This is a genomic window from Erythrobacter sp. HI0063 (assembly GCF_001635685.1).
Classification (GTDB): Bacteria; Pseudomonadota; Alphaproteobacteria; order Sphingomonadales; family Sphingomonadaceae; genus Qipengyuania.
Genome location: NZ_LWFF01000346.1, coordinates 61,954 through 81,293, shown reverse-complemented (window position 1 = coordinate 81,293; position 19,340 = coordinate 61,954). Strand labels below are relative to the sequence as shown.

The 19,340-nt window shown below is 63.4% G+C and carries 23 protein-coding genes; 11 read left to right on the top strand and 12 right to left on the bottom strand.

Features of this window, described 5'->3' with window-relative positions:
* Positions 1-60: 60 nt before the first annotated feature.
* The 8 genes from A3736_RS15865 to A3736_RS15830 all read right to left on the bottom strand — a co-directional run bounded on the left by A3736_RS15865 (position 61) and on the right by A3736_RS15830 (position 5,282).
* Positions 61-390, bottom strand: coding sequence for a DUF1491 family protein (locus A3736_RS15865; protein ID WP_067684927.1), 330 nt, complete (start codon positions 388-390; stop codon positions 61-63).
* Between the two features lie 4 nt (positions 391-394).
* Positions 395-877 carry a PaaI family thioesterase gene (locus A3736_RS15860; protein WP_067684924.1) on the bottom strand — a complete coding sequence of 161 codons (483 nt, stop codon included), beginning with the start codon at positions 875-877 and terminating at the stop codon, positions 395-397.
* 64 nt (positions 878-941) lie between these two features.
* Positions 942-1,523, bottom strand: a complete 582-nt coding sequence (gene hpf / locus A3736_RS15855) for a ribosome hibernation-promoting factor, HPF/YfiA family (RefSeq protein WP_067684922.1) — start codon at positions 1,521-1,523, stop codon at positions 942-944.
* A gap of 96 nt (positions 1,524-1,619) precedes the next feature.
* On the bottom strand, positions 1,620-2,324 hold the full coding sequence (dnaQ, locus tag A3736_RS15850; protein ID WP_067684920.1) for a DNA polymerase III subunit epsilon: 705 nt from the start codon (positions 2,322-2,324) through the stop codon (positions 1,620-1,622).
* A gap of 30 nt (positions 2,325-2,354) precedes the next feature.
* The gene (gene coaE / locus A3736_RS15845; protein ID WP_067684918.1) at positions 2,355-2,960 is read right to left on the bottom strand and encodes a dephospho-CoA kinase; all 606 of its coding nucleotides are present in this window, start codon (positions 2,958-2,960) and stop codon (positions 2,355-2,357) included.
* A complete protein-coding gene (locus tag A3736_RS15840; RefSeq protein WP_067684915.1) occupies positions 2,957-3,811 on the bottom strand; it encodes a shikimate dehydrogenase in 855 nt (284 codons plus the stop codon). The genes coaE and A3736_RS15840 overlap by 4 nt, the downstream gene beginning before the upstream one ends.
* Positions 3,808-4,437: a nucleoside triphosphate pyrophosphatase gene (locus tag A3736_RS15835; protein WP_233999451.1), complete on the bottom strand. Its 630-nt coding sequence runs from the start codon at positions 4,435-4,437 to the stop codon at positions 3,808-3,810. Before A3736_RS15835 ends, A3736_RS15840 begins: the two co-directional genes overlap by 4 nt.
* Positions 4,434-5,282, bottom strand: coding sequence for a pyruvate, water dikinase regulatory protein (locus A3736_RS15830; protein WP_067684912.1), 849 nt, complete (start codon positions 5,280-5,282; stop codon positions 4,434-4,436). The genes A3736_RS15835 and A3736_RS15830 overlap by 4 nt, the downstream gene beginning before the upstream one ends.
* Positions 5,283-5,626: 344 nt before the next feature.
* Here A3736_RS15830 and hemE point away from each other — a divergent pair, with 344 nt between their 5' ends.
* From hemE to A3736_RS15810, 4 genes are all read left to right on the top strand, one after another.
* Positions 5,627-6,643, top strand: a complete 1,017-nt coding sequence (hemE, locus tag A3736_RS15825) for a uroporphyrinogen decarboxylase (protein WP_067684910.1) — start codon at positions 5,627-5,629, stop codon at positions 6,641-6,643.
* Positions 6,644-6,695: 52 nt separating this feature from the next.
* Complete coding sequence (locus A3736_RS15820) at positions 6,696-7,139, top strand: CopD family protein (RefSeq protein ID WP_067684906.1); 444 nt, start codon at positions 6,696-6,698, stop codon at positions 7,137-7,139.
* Positions 7,140-7,321: 182 nt separating this feature from the next.
* The gene (gene rho / locus A3736_RS15815) at positions 7,322-8,587 is read left to right on the top strand and encodes a transcription termination factor Rho (protein ID WP_067684904.1); all 1,266 of its coding nucleotides are present in this window, start codon (positions 7,322-7,324) and stop codon (positions 8,585-8,587) included.
* Positions 8,588-8,678: 91 nt separating this feature from the next.
* Positions 8,679-9,068 carry a BLUF domain-containing protein gene (locus A3736_RS15810; protein ID WP_067684903.1) on the top strand — a complete coding sequence of 130 codons (390 nt, stop codon included), beginning with the start codon at positions 8,679-8,681 and terminating at the stop codon, positions 9,066-9,068.
* Here A3736_RS15810 and A3736_RS15805 read toward each other — a convergent pair whose 3' ends face one another.
* Positions 9,069-9,470 carry a nuclear transport factor 2 family protein gene (locus tag A3736_RS15805; RefSeq protein WP_067684901.1) on the bottom strand — a complete coding sequence of 134 codons (402 nt, stop codon included), beginning with the start codon at positions 9,468-9,470 and terminating at the stop codon, positions 9,069-9,071.
* A gap of 146 nt (positions 9,471-9,616) precedes the next feature.
* Positions 9,617-10,321 (bottom strand): dienelactone hydrolase family protein, encoded by a 705-nt coding sequence (locus tag A3736_RS15800; protein ID WP_067684899.1) that lies wholly within the window; start codon positions 10,319-10,321, stop codon positions 9,617-9,619.
* 106 nt (positions 10,322-10,427) lie between these two features.
* On the opposite strand from A3736_RS15800, the gene A3736_RS15795 reads away from it, so the two are divergent.
* The 6 genes from A3736_RS15795 (at position 10,428) to A3736_RS15770 (ending at position 16,307) form a co-directional block, all read left to right on the top strand.
* Positions 10,428-10,697 (top strand): DUF6489 family protein, encoded by a 270-nt coding sequence (locus A3736_RS15795; protein WP_067684897.1) that lies wholly within the window; start codon positions 10,428-10,430, stop codon positions 10,695-10,697.
* Between the two features lie 29 nt (positions 10,698-10,726).
* Complete coding sequence (mnmE, locus tag A3736_RS15790) at positions 10,727-12,004, top strand: tRNA uridine-5-carboxymethylaminomethyl(34) synthesis GTPase MnmE (RefSeq protein WP_067684895.1); 1,278 nt, start codon at positions 10,727-10,729, stop codon at positions 12,002-12,004.
* Between the two features lie 70 nt (positions 12,005-12,074).
* On the top strand, positions 12,075-13,931 hold the full coding sequence (gene mnmG, locus A3736_RS15785; RefSeq protein ID WP_067684893.1) for a tRNA uridine-5-carboxymethylaminomethyl(34) synthesis enzyme MnmG: 1,857 nt from the start codon (positions 12,075-12,077) through the stop codon (positions 13,929-13,931).
* Complete coding sequence (gene rsmG, locus A3736_RS15780) at positions 13,928-14,557, top strand: 16S rRNA (guanine(527)-N(7))-methyltransferase RsmG (protein ID WP_067684891.1); 630 nt, start codon at positions 13,928-13,930, stop codon at positions 14,555-14,557. The genes mnmG and rsmG overlap by 4 nt, the downstream gene beginning before the upstream one ends.
* Positions 14,554-15,330 (top strand): ParA family protein, encoded by a 777-nt coding sequence (locus A3736_RS15775; protein WP_067684889.1) that lies wholly within the window; start codon positions 14,554-14,556, stop codon positions 15,328-15,330. The genes rsmG and A3736_RS15775 overlap by 4 nt, the downstream gene beginning before the upstream one ends.
* Positions 15,327-16,307, top strand: a complete 981-nt coding sequence (locus tag A3736_RS15770; protein ID WP_067684886.1) for a ParB/RepB/Spo0J family partition protein — start codon at positions 15,327-15,329, stop codon at positions 16,305-16,307. The genes A3736_RS15775 and A3736_RS15770 overlap by 4 nt, the downstream gene beginning before the upstream one ends.
* Before the next feature lie 23 nt (positions 16,308-16,330).
* Here A3736_RS15770 and A3736_RS15765 read toward each other — a convergent pair whose 3' ends face one another.
* Positions 16,331-17,185 carry a glycine zipper 2TM domain-containing protein gene (locus A3736_RS15765; RefSeq protein WP_067684885.1) on the bottom strand — a complete coding sequence of 285 codons (855 nt, stop codon included), beginning with the start codon at positions 17,183-17,185 and terminating at the stop codon, positions 16,331-16,333.
* Positions 17,186-17,319: 134 nt separating this feature from the next.
* Complete coding sequence (locus A3736_RS15760) at positions 17,320-17,814, bottom strand: GAF domain-containing protein (protein ID WP_067684884.1); 495 nt, start codon at positions 17,812-17,814, stop codon at positions 17,320-17,322.
* A 64-nt stretch (positions 17,815-17,878) separates the two neighbouring features.
* On the opposite strand from A3736_RS15760, the gene A3736_RS15755 reads away from it, so the two are divergent.
* A complete protein-coding gene (locus A3736_RS15755; RefSeq protein ID WP_067684882.1) occupies positions 17,879-19,339 on the top strand; it encodes a sorbosone dehydrogenase family protein in 1,461 nt (486 codons plus the stop codon).
* Position 19,340: the final 1 nt, after the last annotated feature.

Sequence of the window (19,340 nt, the reverse complement as noted above, 5' to 3'; positions counted from 1 at the left end):
AAGTCGGCGGCCAACTAGTCACATTCGAAACCGAGTCAACCCGTGCGTTCGATATGGTGCTCAAACAGCGATGAAGCGTTCGGCGTTTTCGATATCCAGTTCGATCTGCCAGGAATCGGGATCCTGGCGGAGGCGCCGCGCCAGATATTCTTCGAAATCAGTTTTATTTTCAGTATCTTGTAATTTCGTCGCCACGAATTTCCTTGAGCCATCGAGCTGCGGCATACGCTCCCAAAGCGTTGAATTGTGGCCATTATGCGTCGCAATCACGCAAATCGAGCCCGCGTCCCGCTCGCCCTTGTGAAGCACGGTCGCAAAGCCCCCGGCCGCCTGGACCGACCGGATCATACCCGCGATTTCGAGATGGGTGGGCAGGCGATTATCGCTCATCGGATCACTGCGAATAGCCGGGCAGGCCGGACAGCGCGATGCGCGAGCGCATGAAAGTGCCCGTACCGCGCCCCACTTCCTCGCCTTCCGCATCGACCAGACGCGATTCGGCGACGAACACGCGCCGGCGCCCGCTGACCCAGCGCCCCTCTGCCACCACGCGCCCGCCACGCACGGGCTTGGTGAAATGCAAGTTGAACGAGGTCGTCAGCAGGAATCGATCGGTCGCCAGCGTGTTGGCTGCATAAAAGGCCGCATCGTCGAGCATTTTGAAATAGATCGTCCCATGCGCTGCGCCCGCAGCATGGAAAACGTCTTGCGTGATGTCGAACCCGATCCGGGCGCGCCCTTCGCCTTCGATCGTCAGTTCCGAGGCGAACAGGGCGTTGACGGGGGCCGAAGCGTAGAGGCGTTCGAGCGCGCGGTAATGCGATTCGGCGCCTGCAGCGGTTGGCGGAGCGGGGGAGGGCGGTGCAGTCTCGTCCATTTCCCTCTCCCCGTGCCCCGGATCGCCTACCGGGTGCAAGCCGCTCTGCGCATCAATCGGCGCGTCAGTCGGCGCGGCGCGGTTCGACCCAGCCGATCGTCCCGTCGCGGCGGCGATAGACCATGTTGTGCCGCCCGGAGCCCGCATTCTTGAAGAACAGCGCGCTGGTATCGCGCAGGTCGAGCATCATGACTGCGTCGGCCACGGTGGCTTCGGGAATGTCGGCGGTGGTTTCCGCCACGATGGGGGGCGCGCTATCTTCCTCGCGCTCTTCGGCCTGTTCGGGCTCGGGCGCGGCGAAGATCGTGTACGCGGCCTCTTCCTCCGCCAGCGCGTGGGCGGCCTGGCTGTGGCGGTCCTGTACGCGGCGCTTGTAGCGGCGCAGCTGCTTTTCGATCTTGCTCAGCGCCTGATCGAAGCTCTGGTGAACGTCATGCGCTTCGCCATGGCTCTTGAGGATCAGGCCCTTGTTGACGTGCGTGACGATGTCGCTGGAATAAGCGCCGGACCCGGCCTTGCCGAAGGTGACGTGCGAGCTGAGCGCACGGCTGAAGTATTTTTCCACCATGGCCTGCAGCTTGTCGGACACATAGTCCTGCAAGGCGGCGCCGGTGTCGATCTGATGGCCCGAGACGCGGATATCCATAAAAATCGTTCTCCTTGTTTAACGTCGTCGATGCCGATCCCGGCCTGGCTCGTCCGCCGCGCTCCGCCGTCCCGAAGCGCACCGGCATTCCCTAAATCACTTCAACCACAATGGTGCCTGCATCCGCCCGACGAATTCGGCATGGCGCGCCAGTTCGGCGGCGGATGGAGCGTGGGGGCGCGGTTCGCGGCGCGCGCCGACGGAAGCCGTGCGCAGCTGGATCGAGGCGGGCATGAGCTCGTCGCGCCCCTGTGCGGGCGCCGCATCCGCCGCCAGTTCCAGCCCGATCTGCCGCCCGCCGCGCAATTCGACATAGACCTGCGCCAGCAATTCCGCATCGAGCAGCGCGCCGTGCTTGACCCGGTGGCTGCGATCGATCCCGTAGCGGCTACACAGCGCATCGAGCGAGAGCTTCGCCCCCGGATGCCGCTTGCGCGCCAGCGCCACGGTATCGACCATCCGGCTGGTGCAGACCGCCGCCAGCCCGCACAATTCCAGTTCGGCGTTGAGAAACCCGAAATCGAAGCCCGCATTGTGCGCCACCAACGGATCTTCGCCGATAAAGTCGAGCAGACCCTTGGCTCCGTCCTTGAACAGCGGCTTGTCCGACAGGAAGGCGGCGGACAGGCCGTGGACCGCTTCGGCCCCTGCAGGCATGTCCCGTTCGGGATTGTAATAGGCGTGGAAGGTGCGGCCCGTGGGCATGAGATTGACGATCTCGACGCACCCGATTTCCACCATGCGATCCCCCGTCTTGGGGTCGAGGCCGGTGGTTTCGGTGTCGAAGACGATTTCGCGCATTGCGATACCTATCGGACGGGGCGGACCGGATTACAAGGGGTCGGATATCGCCTTCAGGCGCTCGATCAGGGCCAGCACCTCCGCCTCGGTCTCCTCGATCGACACACCGGTATCGACGATGTGATCGGCACGGGCGCGCTTTTCAGCGTCGGGAGTCTGCAAAGCGAGGATGTCGGCGAATTTCGCTTCGGTCATTCCGGCTCGTGCCAGCACGCGTTCACGCTGGACCGCTGCGGGAGCGGACACCACCACAACCCGGTCCACTGCGTCCGCACCGCCCTTTTCGAACAGGAGCGGGATGTCGAACACGACCAGTGGTGCTTCCGCATGCCGCTCGAGGAACGATGCCCGCCGCTCCGCCACGGCGGGATGGACGATGGCTTCAAGCCGGGCGAGGGCGTGCTTGTCGCCGAACACCAGCGCGCCGAGCTTTTCCCGCAACACGCCCTCTGGCCCGGTGCTGCCGGGAAAGGCCGCCTCGATCGTGGGCACCAGCGCACCGCCGGGCCCCTGCATCGCGCGCACTTCGTGATCGGCGTCGAACACGGGCACGCCCGCGCCTGCGAACATCGCCGCGACGGTGGACTTGCCCATCCCGATCGACCCGGTGAGCCCGACGATGAGCGGTCTAGTCATCGCGTCAGCAGGTCCCGCAATTCGGCATCGTGCTCGCGCGGCGCGGGCTGGCCGAAAAACAGCGCGAACGCCGCCGCCGCCTGGCCGATCAGCATGGAAAGCCCGTCGATCGTTTTGAACCCGGCTGCGCGGGCGTTCGCCAGAAACTCGGTTTCGACCGGATCGGTGACGATGTCGTAGGCGATCGAGCCGGGTGGGGCATGGCTCCAGTCGAAAAGAAGTGGCGGCTGGCCGCGCATACCCAGCGGGCTGGCATTGACGATCAGATCGAGGCAGCCCTCGCGATCGTCGAAGGCAAAAGCAGTAGCTTGCGCGAAGTGAGCGAGGTCGACGGCGTGGTGTTCGCATTCGGGGGCCAGCTCGTCCAGCAGAGCGCGCGCCTTGTCGGGATTGCGCCCGGCGAGGACGAGAGTGAACCCTTCCCCCGCCAGCGCCGCCACGATCGCGCGCGCCGCGCCGCCCGTGCCCAGAATGCGCGCCATGCGGAAATAATGCTGGCGGTTCAGCATGGGCCGCAGCGGCTCGAGGAACCCGGCAGCGTCGGTATTGTGGCCGGTAAGCGTCGTCTCGGTCGAGTGGATCGTGTTCGCCGCGCCGATAGCGGCGGCAGGTTCCGCCACCGTATCGAGATAGGGCTGTACTGCCTGCTTGTGAGGCATGGTCACGTTGCAGCCGCGCCAATCTCGGTCGGCGCGCCGTTCCGCCAGATAGGCTTCGAGCCCTGCGGCGTTGACACATGTGGCACGGTAGTCCGCTTCGATACCGAGCTTTTTCAGCCAGAAGCCGTGGATGGCGGGCGATTTGGATTGGGCGATCGGATCGCCGATCACTTCTGCGTAAGGAACGCTCATGCGGTCAGCGCGCCTTCTACGCGCAGCGCGTCCAGCACCGGCAGGAGCGGCATGCCGAGGATCGTGAACTGATCCCCCATGATCCGTTCGAACAGATGGACGCCCGGCCCCTCGATCCGGAATACGCCGACACAGTGCGACACGGCGGGCCATTCGAGGTCGAGATAGGCGGCGATGAAGTCATCGGAGAGATCGCGGACCGCCAGCCGCGCGAAATCGCTGCCGATCCACACGATCCGACCTTCGCGGGCGAGCGCGGCGGCGCTGTGCAAGGTCATCGCTCTGCCGGAAAAGAAGCGCAGATGATCTTCGGCCTGCTCGCGGCTTGTCGGCTTGTCGAATCGCCGTCCGTCCACCTCGACCAGCGAATCGCTTCCCAGCACCAGCCGATCGGGATGCAGGGCCGAAACCGCCGCTGCCTTCGCCGCGGCCAGAGCCTGCGCAATTTCGGGGGGTTCGGCATTGTCCATCTCGGCTTCCAGCGCCCGCTCATCCACATCCGCCGCTATCGCGTCGAATTCGACTGCCGCAGCGCTCAGCATCGCCTTGCGCGAGGCGCTGTTCGAGGCGAGCACGATTGTTTCACGTGAAACCATCCCGCGACCGGAGACCATCGAATCGCTCATATCGGCTTCAACCCTTCGAATTGCCCATCGTCAGCCCGTCGGCTGCGTTCGCCCAGCAGCTTGATGACCGCCGCCGCCGTTTCCTCGATCGAGCGGCGCGTCACGTCGATGATCGGCCAGCCCTTGTCCGCGAACATGCGCCGCGCGAACAGGATTTCCTCCTTCACCCGCTCGTGATCGACATAATCGGTCGTGGTGCCTTCGTTGAGGCTGAGCAGCCGGTTGCGCCGGATCTGCACCAGGCGTTCCGGCGCGCTGGTCAGACCGACGACGAGAGGCTTCTTCAACTGGAACAGCGAGGACGGGGGCGGGCTTTCCACGACCAGCGGGATATTCGCCACCTTGTAGCCGCGATTGGCGAGATAGATGCTGGTCGGCGTCTTGGAGCTGCGCGAAACGCCCGCCAGCACGATATCGGCCTCTTCCCAATCCTCCCAGCCGACTCCGTCATCATGCGCGATCGTGAACTGGATCGCTTCGACCCGGTCGAAATAGGCCTTGTCCATCAGGTGCTGGCGGCCGGGCTTGCCGCGCGCTTCCTGACCCAGCGCCGATTCCAACGCAGCAGTCACGCCATCCAGCACCGGCACCGCCGAAAGCCCCAGCGTGCGGCACCGTTCCTCCAGCCGTTCTCTGGTTTCGGGATTGACGAGCGTGTAAAGGACGAGGCCCGGATCGGCGGAGAGATCGGGCACGATCCGGTCGAGATGCTGGCGCGAGCGGACCATTGGCCAGAAATGGCGGACCACATCGGCGTCCTCAAACTGGGCGAGCGCGGCCTTGGCGATCATCTCCAGCGTCTCTCCCGTGGAGTCCGAAACGAGATGGAGATGGATGCGGTTCACTGCCTTGTCGCCCCTGTTTGGTGTCGGTTTCGTCTCTGCCGCCCTGTGGAGAACCCCGGCATAAACCACGGGACGAAGCTGGCGACAAGTTGGGGAGGGGATTCGCTCCCCGCTACCGGCCGATCCGCCCCGTCACTTGCCGACAGGCAAGCAGGGATGTCGACAGGCTGGGGATAGCGGGGAGAGTTCGCGTTTGACTCAAATCCGACCACGAGTCGCACGCCGCCTCGCTCTGGCATGAGCGGGAGAAATCGGGCAGGGGCGGGATATGCCCGCTTTCCACAGGGCCAACAGACTCCATCAGACTCTATAATAATATTGTATTATTGGATTGGACCTACCCGATGCCCGGTCTCCTGCTCGATACTCTGAACGGAAAACGCGGGCCCCGTGCGCCCGTCTGGCTCATGCGCCAGGCGGGGCGCTACCTGCCCGAATATCGCGAACTGCGCGCTGAGAAGGGCGGCTTCCTCGAACTCGCCTACGATAGCGAAGCGGCCTGCGAAGTGACCTTGCAACCGATCGAACGCTTCGGGTTCGACGGAGCGATCCTGTTTTCCGACATCCTGATCGTTCCGCACGCTCTGGGGCAGCATCTGGAGTTTCTGGCAGGTGAGGGGCCCAAACTCTCGCCAACGCTTCTGGAGACCTCTCTCGACGCTCTGGAGCCCCATCCAGAACGCTACGAGCCGATCTACGAGACGGTGCGCCGCTGCCGGGCGAGACTGGGGCCGGAAACCACCATGCTGGGCTTTGCCGGATCGCCCTGGACGGTCGCGACCTACATGATCGCGGGCGAGGGCAGCCGGGACCAGCACGATGCCCGCGCGCTGGCTTATCGCGATCCTGCGCGCCTCAAGGCGATTCTCGAACGGATCGTCGATCAGACCGTGACGTATCTGCGCGGCCAGATCGATGCCGGTGCCGAAGCGGTGCAGATCTTCGACAGCTGGGCGGGAAGCCTGGCGCCCGACCAGTTCGAAAAACAGGTGATCGCGCCTAACGCGGCGATCGTGGCGGCGCTGAAGCAGTCGCATCCCGATACGCCGGTGATCGGTTTCCCCAAGGGCGCGGGCGAGAAACTGCCCGGATATGCGCGCGAAACCGGCGTCGATGCGGTCGGCCTCGACGAAACGCTCGATCCCGTCTGGGCGGCGCGCGCTCTGCCCGAAGGGATGCCGGTGCAGGGCAATCTCGATCCGCTCCTGCTGCTGGCGGGAAGCGACGATCTCGAAAAGCGCGCCCGATTCATCCTCGATGCGCTGGGCGATCGGCCGCACGTGTTCAATCTCGGCCACGGGATAGATCGCCGCACGCCGATAGAGCATGTCGAACGTCTGCTTGCGGCCATTCGCGGTTGATCGCCAAACTCACCCTTGGCGCGGGCCCGGCACGGTCCTAGATGGGCTGGCGATGCAGGATGTGTTTTCCATGACCTATCTCTGGCTCAAGGCCGGCCATATCATTTTCATGGTGTTCTGGATGGCGGGCCTGTTCATCCTTCCGCGCCAGATGCTGTATCTGTATCCCTACGATGCGGATGCGCCCGAAACCGCGGTGTGGAAGGACCGGATCGGCAAATTGCGTCATATCATCCTGACGCCGAGCCTGATTGTGGTCTGGGTGCTCGGTTTCGCGCTGGCCGGGACGATCGGCGCGTTTTCGCAAGGGTGGTTCCACGCCAAGCTGCTGCTGGTGCTGCTGATGACGGGCTATCACATGTATATGGTCGTCCAGGCGAAGAAGATGATCGGGGGCGCACGGCCCTTGAGCGAGAAGCAGCTGAAGCTGTTCGGCGAAGTGCCTGCGATCCTTCTGGCGCTGATCGTGGTGCTGGTGATCGTCAAACCGTTCTGATTTCTCTGTTCCCGATTGACGGGCGGTTGAGCCGCCCGTAATCCGATGTCTCCTTTCGGCTGAGGCTTGCGCGATACGATCGCGCCGGCCGGGTCTGCTTTCCCCAAGCCTGTTCGCGATCCAAACTGCGGACTCACGACCTCCCGGGCCATTCCAAGACTTTTTATAATTCGAGAAAACTAATGCATCTCAAGGACTTGAAAGAAAAAACCCCGGCCGACCTCGTGTCGATGGCCGAAGAACTCGGCGTCGAGGGCGCGAGCACGATGCGGCGGCAGGACCTCATGTTCTGCATCCTGCGCGAACTGGCCGAGGACGAGGAATACGAAGAAAAGATCATGGGGATCGGCACCATCGAGGTGATGCAGGACGGCTTCGGCTTCCTGCGCAGCCCCGAAGCCAATTACCTTGCCGGGCCGGACGATATCTACGTCTCGCCCAATCAGGTCCGCAAATGGGGCCTCCGGACCGGGGACACGGTCGAAGGCGAAATCCGCGCGCCCAAGGAAGGCGAACGCTATTTCGCGCTGACCACGCTCTACAAGGTCAATTTCGACGAGCCCGACGCGGTGCGGATGCGCACCAATTTCGACAATCTGACGCCCCTTTATCCCGAACAGAAGCTGTCGCTCGATACGCTCGATCCGACGGTGAAGGACAAGAGCGCGCGGGTGATCGATATCGTCAGCCCGCAGGGCAAGGGCCAGCGCGCGCTGATCGTCGCGCCGCCGCGTACGGGTAAGACGGTGCTGCTCCAGAACATCGCCAAAGCGATCACGGACAATCACCCCGAGGTTTTCCTCCTCGTCCTGCTCGTCGACGAGCGGCCCGAGGAAGTCACCGACATGCAGCGTTCGGTGAAGGGCGAGGTGATTTCCTCCACCTTCGACGAGCCTGCCAATCGCCACGTCCAGGTCGCCGAAATGGTAATCGAAAAGGCCAAGCGCCTGGTCGAGCACAAGCACGACGTCGTGATCCTCCTGGATTCGATCACGCGCCTCGGCCGCGCCTACAACACTGTCGTGCCCAGTTCCGGCAAGGTGCTGACGGGCGGTGTCGATGCCAACGCGCTCCAGCGGCCCAAGCGCTTCTTCGGCGCGGCGCGCAATATCGAGGAGGGCGGCTCGCTCTCCATCATCGCCACCGCGCTGATCGATACCGGCAGCCGCATGGACGAAGTGATTTTCGAAGAGTTCAAGGGCACCGGCAACAGCGAAATCGTGCTCGACCGCAAGGTGGCCGACAAGCGCATCTTCCCGGCCCTGGATGTCGGCAAGTCCGGCACGCGCAAGGAAGAGCTGCTGGTCGAGAAGGACAAGCTGTCGAAGATGTGGGTGCTGCGCCGCATTCTCATGCAGATGGGCACGATCGACGCGATGGAATTCCTCCTCGACAAGATGAAGGATTCCAAGACCAATGAAGACTTCTTCGCGACGATGAATCAATAGGTTAGCAAGTCGTCGTCAGACGACACGCTTAAGCGCTTCGTTACCATTCCGGGCCATGAACGGCTTGGACGGGTAACGAGGTGGGTCGAGGATGATTTCCAGCCTTTTGTATTCGAGCGTCGCTTCAACGCATGTCGACAGCGGCGATGTGTTTGCGATCATCGAGGAATCGGCCCGCAACAATCCTCAACGCCAAGTGACCGGATTCCTGATTTATGACGGTCGCGAATTCCTGCAATATATCGAAGGGTCGGCGATGGCGCTCGAGTCTCTGCTTAACGTGTTGAGCGGGGATTATCGCCACCATTCGGTTCGTATCCTGCATCGCGCCCAGCGCGAGGATCGTCTGTTCCCGAAGTGGAAGATGCGCCGCGCGGGGCTGGGCGCCGAAGATGAACTCGCGGCGATCTATCATGCGGATCTGCCCAACGAAATGCGCGCCGAGATCGAACGTTTCGGAGCGCAGCGAAAGGCCGCCTGATCAGCTGGCGCGGTCACGCTCGAGCTGTGCGGCCATCATTTCCCAGACCTTGTTCACGGCCTTCAGGGGCCGCACCATCACTTTGAAATCCAGGATCGCGCCGTCCGCATCGAAGCGGATGATATCGACACCGTTGACGTGGATGCCCTCCATCTCGGTCTCGAATTCGAGCATCGCGGTGTCGCCATCCACCAGCTCGCGGACATAGCGAAAGCTGTCATTGGCGAGCGTCTGCCCGGCGGCGGCGAGATAGGCGGTCACGATCGGACGGCCCTTTTGCGGCGTATGGACGACCGGCGAATGGAACACCGCATCCTCGGCGATCATCGGGCCGAGGCTGGCGGCATCGTTTCCGTCCGCCATCGCCCGATGCCACCGCTCCAAACCCTGTACTGCCGACATTCTGCGTCTCCGAAAACGTGCATCTGCGCCGATGCTAGCCTTGCATCGTCAGGCGCCGTACGTCCACCGACAGTGCCGAGACCCAGTGGAGCCCCGGCACCGTCGGCTATGGCGCAGTCATGCGCCAGATCGCGCATCGACTTAGGTTATTTCCCGCCGAGATGTTTCTCGAAGAATTCCGCCGTCCGCTTGTCGGCAAGGTCGGCATTCTCCTCGTTACGGCGCTGGCCGAACTCGGTCGCGAAACCGTGATCCATCCCTTCGTAATCGTAGAGCGTCACCTTGGGGTGGGAATCGAGCCCTTCGTGCATTTTCTTCTGCGTTTCCTTGTCGACGAAGCCGTCTTCGGTCGGGATGTGCAGAATCAGCGGATTGGCGATCGCGTCCTTCTCGCGCAGCAATTCATCGACGCCGACCGCGTAATAGCCCACCGTCGCATCGGAATCGGTGCGCGCGGCCGTCATATAGGCTAGCCGTCCGCCGAGACAGTATCCGACCGCGCCGACCTTCTTGCCGCCGGTTTCCTCGCGCGCCCATTTGATCGTGGCTTCGATGTCGCGAACGCCTTCGTCCTGGTCGAACTTGCCCATCCAGTCGAGCGCCTCCTGCATTTCGGGCTCGATATCGGGATCGAGCTCGATGCCAGGCTGCATCCGCCAGAACAGGTCCGGCGCCACGGCGAGATATCCCTGTTCGGCCAGCTTGTCGCATTTGCGGCGAATCCCGGCATTCACACCGAAGATTTCCTGAATGACGACGATTGCCGCTTTCGGCTCATCCGCCGGGCGCGCGACATAGGCTTTGAAGTCTCCGTCGCCGGACAGGGTCGAAATGCTGATATTCTCGCTCATCGTGTGGTATCTCCCGCAAGGTTGAAGGCCGAAACTCCGGTACGCGGCTTGCGCACCGCCGGCTTGCGACCCAAATAGGCCATGTGATGCCAACGGAGGAAGCGCGATGAAGGTCCATGTCGAAATCGATTGCACGCCTGAAGAGGCCCGGAGCTTCATGGGTCTGCCCGACGTGGGCAAGGCGAATGCCGTCTATGTCGACATGATGTCGAAGGCGATGACCGGCGTTTCCGACACCGAAAAGCTTCAGGAATATGCCCGCCAATTGGCGCCCATGGGCCAGGCCGGCTTCAAGCTGTTCCAGAGTTTCATGGAAGGGGCGCAGGCCAATCGCGCTCCCGGCTCGACGAAGCCGGACGATAGCAAGACGGGCTGAGCGCACACCATAATACTGAAGCGGTTGCGATGCCCGACACGATTTTCGCCCTGTCTAGCGGCGCGCCGCCCTGCGCGATTGCCGTGATCCGGATCAGCGGGCCGGATGCGGGCGCGGCGTTGAGTATGCTGGCGGGCGAGTTGCCCGATCCGCGGCGCGCTTCGCTGCGAACCTTGCGAGACGAAGAGGGCAGGGTGCTCGATCGTGCCCTGGTTCTGTGGTTTCCCGGCCCCCGCACTGCGACGGGAGAGGATCTGGTAGAACTCCACTGTCATGGTGGGCGCGCCGTGATTGCGGCTATCGAGAATAGGCTTTCGAATGTTTCCGGGCTGCGCCGTGCCGAGGCGGGAGAATTCACCCGCCGCGCTTTTGCCAATGGTGTGCTCGACCTGGCGGAAGCCGAAGGGCTCGGCGATCTGCTTTCAGCCGAAACCGAATTGCAGCGTCAGGCGGCAACGCGCGCGCTCGGCGGCGCGATTTCGCGCCAGGCGGAAAATTGGCGGGATCGGGTGCTGACACTCGGTGCGCAGGTCGAGGCAGTGCTCGATTTCTCCGACGAGGACGATGTCGAGGAGCTGCCCGGCGAAATCTTCGACGAGATTGCGGCATTACGAGCGGAGATGACCGAATGGCTGTCACGGCCCCCGGTCGAGCGCTTGCGCGAAGGCGTGCGCGTGGTTCTCGCAGGACCGCCGAATAGCGGAAAGTCGAGCCTTTTTAATGCTTTGCTTCGGGATGCGGCGGCAATCATCTCGCCTGTCGCGGGCACCACACGGGATGCCATCGAGCGTCCTGTTGCGCTCGATGGCGTGCCTCTCGTATTGGTGGACACGGCCGGGCTGCGCGACGACAGCACGGATGCGATCGAACGGATCGGTATCGAGAGAGCCGGGGCCCAGCTCGAGCGTGCGGATCTCGTCCTGTGGCTCGGACCGGAAGGGGAAGGGCCAGAAGGCGCTATCGAAGTGGCGGCGCGTGCGGATGCGGAGGATTTCGAGACCAAGCAGGCGGCGCAGCATGTGGTTTCTGTCGTTACCGGTTCGGGTTTGGGCGAGCTTGAGACTGACATCGCTCGGAGAGCGCGGTCGATTCTTCCGAAGCCGGGCGAGGCGGCTCTGAATGCCCGGCAATGCGCGGCGATAAGTGAGGCCACCGATGCTCTTGCCGCAATTGAGCAAGGGCAGGACTTTCTCGCCATGGGTGAGGAATTGCGCCTCGCCCGGCGCGCCTTTGACGCCTTGCTTGGACGTGCATCGACCGAAGATATGCTTGACGCCTTGTTCGGGCGTTTTTGCATCGGCAAATGATGTTCCACGTGAAACGTCAAGGCCGCGAACGGCTTTGACCCTGCGCGTGAGGGGCTCTAATGCGCGGCCCATGGCGCAATTCGATATCATCGTCGTCGGTGGAGGGCATGCGGGCGTAGAGGCCGCAGCGGTAGGCGCGCGCATGGGATTGCGGGTCGCGCTCGTCACCTTCGATCCTCAAACGGTCGGCGCGATGAGCTGCAATCCGGCGATCGGCGGACTGGGCAAGGGCCACCTCGTGCGCGAGGTCGACGCGCTGGACGGCGTGATCGGCCGCGCGGCGGATGCCGGCGCGATCCATTATCGCATGCTCAATCGCTCAAAGGGCAGTGCCGTTTGGGGGCCGCGCGTTCAGGCCGATCGCCATCTGTTCAAGCGTTCGGTGCAGGCGCAGCTAGCCACGCTTTCGACGCTCGAGATCGTGGCAGGGGAAGTCGCTGCACTCCGCTTCGTTGGCGAACGCGTGGTGGGCGTCGATCTCGCCGATGGAATGTCCATGGAAGCACAGAAGGTCATTCTGTGTACCGGGACCTTCCTGGGAGGCATTCTCTATCGCGGAGAGGTTCGCCAAGAGGGTGGTCGCGTCGGGGAAAATGCCGCCCATCGCCTGGCCGATCAATTGCGCGGCGCGGACTTGCCGATGGCGCGCCTCAAGACGGGGACGCCCCCGCGCCTGGATGGAAGAACGATCGATTGGGCGCGGTTGGAAGAACAACCTTCGGATGGGGAAGCTTGGACGATGTCTTCTCTCTCCAGCGGGCGAATTAATCCGCAAATCTTCTGCGCGATTACGCGGACCAATCGATCGAGCCACGACATTATCCGGGCCAATCTGGACCGCTCGCCCTTGTTCAGCGGAGCGATTGCGGGGCAGGGGCCGCGCTATTGTCCGTCGATCGAAGACAAGATTCACCGCTTCGGCGATCGTGACGGCCATCAGGTGTTTCTCGAGCCGGAAGGTTTGGGGACCCATCTGATCTATCCAAACGGGATCAGCACATCGCTGCCCGAAGACGTTCAATTGGCCATGCTGCGTAGCATGGAGGGGCTGCAACGCGTTGAGATGGTCGTCCCCGGTTACGCCGTGGAATATGACCACATCGATCCGCGTGCTTTGACCCGCGATTTGCAGGTCCGCGCGATCCCGGGCCTCTATTGTGCGGGCCAGATCAATGGCACCACCGGATATGAAGAGGCGGCGGCGCAGGGCCTTGTGGCTGGGATGAACGCAGCTGCAGACTGTCTGGACCGCGAAGCGCCTGCGCTCAATCGAGCGAACTCCTACATCGCAGTCATGGTCGACGATCTGACTCTTCATGGTGTGAGCGAGCCTTATCGGATGCTCACATCGCGCGCAGAGTACCGATTGCGTCTGCGTGCCGCGAATGCGGACACGCGCCTCACCCCGCTTGGTCAAGCGATCGGCTGCGTCGGCGAGGAGCGCGCAGCATGGTTCGCGCAGCGGCAGCGGCGTCTCGAACAGGCCCGATCGACGCTGGAGACTTCCTTGGCTCCCAAGGAGCTTGCTGAGGCGGGTATTTCGGTCGAGCCAACCGGCGCACCGCGGACATTTGCGGAGTGGCTCCAGCACCAATCGGTCGAAGCGGATGACCTGTCATCTTTTATGCCCGAGGACTGGGACTGGTCCGATCCGGTCGTGACCGAAGCGACCGAAGATGCCGCCTACGCGCCCTATCTGGCGCGGCAGGAAGCGGAATTGCGCGACTTGCGAGCCAATGATCATGTCCCGTTGGCACCGGAATTTCCGTATGCGGATGTCGCCGGCCTCTCGAACGAGATGATCGAGCGGCTTACTCGTGCGCGGCCCGACACACTGGCTGCGGCGGCGCGTGTACCGGGTATCACGCCCGCCGCGCTGGCTGCGCTGCTGGTCCAGGCGCGCAGGCGCGAGAGCCAGGCAGCATGATCGCGACAGAGGAAGAAGCGCGAGCCTTCGTTGCCGCACGTTGCGACGCGAGCGTGCTCGATCGATTCGAGCATTTGATTGCGATGCTGCGTGAGGAAAATGAGCGGCAGAACTTGGTGGCTGCACGCAGCCTCGACGAGGTGTGGCTGCGCCACATTGCGGATTCGATCCAGCTGATGGATTACGTTTCGCATGAAACGCCCCTCTGGCTGGATCTCGGCACCGGTGCCGGATTTCCCGGTCTCGCGCTCGCGATAGCGCGTCCGGAACACCGCTTTCATCTGGTCGAATCGCGCAAGCGGCGTGTCGAATGGCTTGCTGAAGCCATCGAGACTATCGGTCTCTCCAATTGCACGCTGCATGGAACGCGCCTCGAGCAGGTCGAGAGCTTCGAAGCCGATGTTATCACGGCGCGCGCCTTTGCCCCGTTGCCGAAGCTGCTGGACTTATCCGCACGCTTCTCCACAAAGGGAACGCGCTGGATCTTGCCCAAGGGGCGGTCGGCGGCGCAGGAAGTCGATGCGCTTCCGAAAAAGCGAAATGCGCTGTTCCACGTGGAACATTCCAAGACGGACGGTGAGGCGGGCATTATCGTGGGATCCGGACAGATAGAGGCACGGCCATGATCACAATCGCGATCGCCAATCAAAAGGGCGGTGTCGGCAAGACGACTACCGCGATCAACATCGCCACTGCGATGGCCGCGACCGGCTGGAAAACTCTGCTCGTCGATCTCGATCCGCAGGGAAACGCTTCGACCGGGCTGGGCATCGCCTCCAATGCACGCGAATTTTCGAGCTATGATTTGCTCTTGCAGGAAGCGACGCTCGCCCAGGCCGCGCAGGGGACGGATGTTCCCGGCCTCGATATCGTACCCGCCACGCAGGATCTGTCGGGCGCGGAAGTCGAGCTTGTGGGCGTGGACGATCGCACCGCTCGCCTAGGTCAGGCGCTGTCGGAACGGAACGGCTACGATATCTGTTTCATCGACTGCCCGCCTTCGCTGGGCCTTCTGACGCTCAACGCGCTTGGCGCGGCGGATACGCTGCTGGTACCGCTCCAGTGCGAATTCTTCGCTCTCGAAGGGCTCAGCCAGCTACTTCAGACCGTCGAACGGGTGCAGGAGCGTTTTAATCCCGATCTCGGCATCATCGGCGTGGTCCTTACGATGTTCGACCGCCGAAATCGCCTGACGGACCAAGTTGCGGACGATGTGCGCGATTGCCTCGGAAACCTCGTTTTCGAAGCGGTCATCCCGCGCAATGTTCGCCTCTCGGAAGCGCCCAGCCATGGCCTGCCGGCGTTGATCTACGACCATGCATGCCCCGGCAGCCGCGCCTATATCGCTCTGGCGCGAGAATTGATCGGCCGCCTGCCGCAGGAAAGGAAAGCCGCATGAGTGCCGGGAACGAGGACGATCAGCGGCCCGGATCGCCTGCCGCAATCCGCAAGCGGAAGCTTGGCCGCGGGTTGGGCGCCTTGATGGGCGAGACTCGCCGCGAGGAGCCGGTCGCGGCGCCCGCGCGCAGTTCGAATGCTACACCGACCTCTAGCGAAGCAGATGCCGCTCCGGGCGAATCGCGCGAAGGTCTGCGCTCCATCCCGATCTCGGCGATCTCGCCGCTAGCAAATCAGCCTCGCACACATTTCGATGAGGACGCACTCGCCGAACTCGCTGCATCGATCGCCGCGCGCGGGGTCATTCAGCCCATCATCGTCACGCCAGAAAGTAACAATCGTTACCGCCTTGTTGCGGGCGAGCGACGCTGGCGTGCCGCGCAAAAGGCGCGCCTGCACGATATTCCCGCCATCGTGCGCGAGCTGGATCCGCGTGAAATCACGGCTCTGGCGCTGATCGAAAATCTCCAACGCGAAGATCTCAACGCCGTCGAGGAAGCGCGCGCCTACAGCCGCCTCTCGGAAGGCGAGGGCATGACGCAGGCCGAGATCGCGGCGTTGGTCGAAAAATCGCGCAGCCATGTGGCGAACACCATGCGCCTGCTGGCGCTTCCCTCGCAGGTTCTCGACTTGGTCGAGGTCGGCAAGCTCTCCATGGGCCACGCACGTGCCCTGATCGGCAACGAACAGGCGCTTAGACTCGCGGAGCAGGCGGTGCGGCAGGATCTGTCGGTGCGGGAAGTGGAGCGGATGGCCCGCGGCGAGGCGCCCGCGAAGCCGAAGCGCAAGCCCGGTACCAGCGGCTCATCGCCCGTCGATGCCGATTTGGAAGCGGTGCAGACGCATCTGGAGGAGTTTCTGGGCCTGCAGGTCCGTATCAAGCCAGACGAGCCGGGCAAAGGCACGGTGAGCATCCGCTACCGCACACTCGACCAGCTCGATCTCGTCTGCCAGCGCCTGACCGGCGGAGAAATCTGACTTTTCAGGCGCTTGGCGGCAAGTCAGTCGACATAGACAGGCTGCTGCGCCACTTCGACCGTTACCGGTACGAGGAAATATTGCTGGCCCGGTACGGTCGTGGTGGCAGTGCCCGCCGTCTGACTGGCGCGGGCGAGGTAATCGTCCAGATAGGCGGCGCAATAGCCGCCATCTTCGCCGTAGCCTTCCCGATAGCGCCGCGCATCCTCACGATCGTCGATCGCATCGCCGACGACCGATCCGGCTACCGCGCCGGTCCCCGCACCGATCACGGTGCCGCCAAGCCGATTCCCGCTTCCCGCAACGCGATTGCCGATAAGGCCTCCTGCCGCCGCGCCCACGACGGTCCCGATGAGGCGTGCACGATCGCTTTCCTCGTAAGTTCCGACGCGCGCCCGACATTCGGCGAGCCACGCTTCGCGATCGAAACTGACCAATTGTCCGCCCCCGGGAAGATAGCCCGATTGCGGCGCGTCCTGAAAAGCGTAAGCGCCGCGATAGACCGGATAATTTTGAGCCGGAGCAGGTGCGCCCGCATAGGGTGTGCCGATTTGCGACGTTTCGCGATAGCTCTCGCCCGCCTGGCGAGCAGGAATCGAGCGGACGCCGCCACGCGGTGCAGCGGCCTCGACAACAGTCCCATCGACCGGCTGGACAACCGGATTATACTCGAAGACCGGCTGCGTAACGTCCTGCGGCGGTAGAACGATTGGGCCGTCCGCCTGCGGTTCGACCGTCTGCGTAGCAACGGTTTCCGCTGGCACGGCGTAGAGATAATCGCCGTCTTCATAGTAGATCGTCTGCGCGCCCGCAGCGCTCGCAAGCAAACCCGCTCCGGTGGCGAGTGCGGCGGCGAATGTTCGTACGGACATCATCATCTCCCTCTCGCTAAAGCGAGTCTGCGCCGTTTAATGCGGCGTTAAATCCATATGATATCACCATCGTCGAAGGTGCGTAAAACCGGCAGAGATGCGCTGTCCCCCTTTGGGGCGGATCGCGCTGAAAGTACGAATCAAATCCGCGAAGCCAGCATTTGGGCGAGCGCCTCGATCCCGTCACGATCCTGTTCGTCGAACCGCGCCCTGCTCGGGCTGTCGAGATCGATAACCGCGATCACTTTGTCGTCGCGCATTACCGGTACGACCAGTTCCGAAGCGGTTTCCGAATCGCAGGCGATATGGCCCGGAAACGCGTGCACGTCGGGGACAAGCTGAGTCTCCGCGCTTTCAGCCGCCGCGCCGCAGACGCCCTTGCCCTTCGGGATCCGGATACAGGCGGGCCGTCCGGCAAACGGGCCGAGGACCAGCTCGCCGTCGGGCGAGTTCGGATCGGTGCGATAGAAGCCGGTCCAGTTCACATCCGGCAGAAATTCCCACATTAGCGCCGCGATATTGGCCATGTTCGCGACGCCGTCCGCCTCATCGGCGGTCAACGCATCGGCAGCCGCGAGCAGGTCGCGATAGAGATCGGGCTTCGGCGTGCCGTCTGCGGGTCGGAAATCGTACATGCCCGGCTAGCTAGGATGCACGCGCCATTGCCGCAAGGCGCGCAGCGGCCTAAACCTGTCGGCCATGAGAACTCGCACAAAAGTCCTGATCGGCGTCGTCATCGTCATCCTCCTGATCGCAGCGGCGATCTTCTACGTCACGCGCGGCGACCGGGCCGATCTGAGCGTGGACGAAGTGGCGGGGACCGATCCGACTCTGCAGGAACCCGATCCGGAGACGATCCCGACCGTTAAGATCGCCGAGCCTGTCGGCTGGGGCGCGAACGAGGTTCCGGTCGCTGCGGAAGGCCTGACCGTGGGGCGCTTTGCCGAAGGGCTCGATCATCCGCGTGTGATTTATACGCTTCCCAATGGCGACGTGCTCGTCACTCTGACGCGCGCTCCGGCGAGCGAGGGGGGCGGGTTCTCCATCACCAATTTCATCGCGGGCCTGTTGTTCGAGCAGGCCGGGGCGGCAGGCGTTTCGCCCGACGAGCTGGTATTGCTGCGCGATGCCGATGGCGACGGGCGGGCCGAACAGCGTGCCACGCTGACCGACGAGCTGGCCTCTCCTTCGGGTATCGCCTGGGGTGACGGGACGCTCTACGTCGCCAATCACGATGCCGTGCTGGCCTTCCCGTACGAGTTGGGCGCGACCAGCCTAGGAAGCCCTCGCAAGGTGATGGATCTGGCGCCCGGCGGCAATCACTGGATGCGTAATCTGATCCTCCATCCCGATGGCGATCGTCTCTATGTCGCAGTCGGATCGGCCTCGAATGTCGGTGAAAAGGGCATGGAGGCCGAAGAAGGCCGCGCTCTGATCTGGGAATACGATCTGGAAACGAACCGCCAGCGCGTGTTCGGCGCGGGGCTGCGCAACGCCAACGGTCTCGATTTCAGCCCGTGGTCGGGCGAGCTGTGGACCACGGTGAACGAGCGCGACATGCTTGGATCGGACCTCGTGCCCGATTACCTCACCAACGTGCCGGTCGGCGCGCAATATGGCTGGCCGTGGGTTTACTGGCGCGACAATATCGACGAGCGCGTCGATGCGCCGATCCCGGCCTACCTCACCGAATATGCCCGTCGTCCCGAATATGCGATGGGCCCGCATGTCGCGGCTCTCGGTTTCGTCTTCAGCGAAGAGGGCGCGCGCATGGGTCCGCAATTCGGCTCGGGCGCGTTCGTCGCGCGGCACGGCTCATGGAATCGCAAGCCTGCCTCGGGGTACGACGTGGTCTATGTCGCCTTCGATGCGCGCGGCAATCCGCAGGGCAAGTCGGTTCCGGTCCTGACCGGGTTCCTGACGGGCGAGGGCACTACGCGCGGCCGCCCCACCTGGGTCGACTGGGCCGAGGACGGGGCGCTGCTGGTGAGCGACGATACGGCCGGGATCATCTGGCGCGTGATCGCTCCGAATGCGCAGCCCGCCGCGGCGATCGAACGGCGGCAGGCGCGCTCGCTTCCGCCGCAGCGCGAACTGACCGGCGATCTGCGCGCCACCTTCGGGGATGACGATTACGCGCGGGAAGAACCCGCGCAGTAAG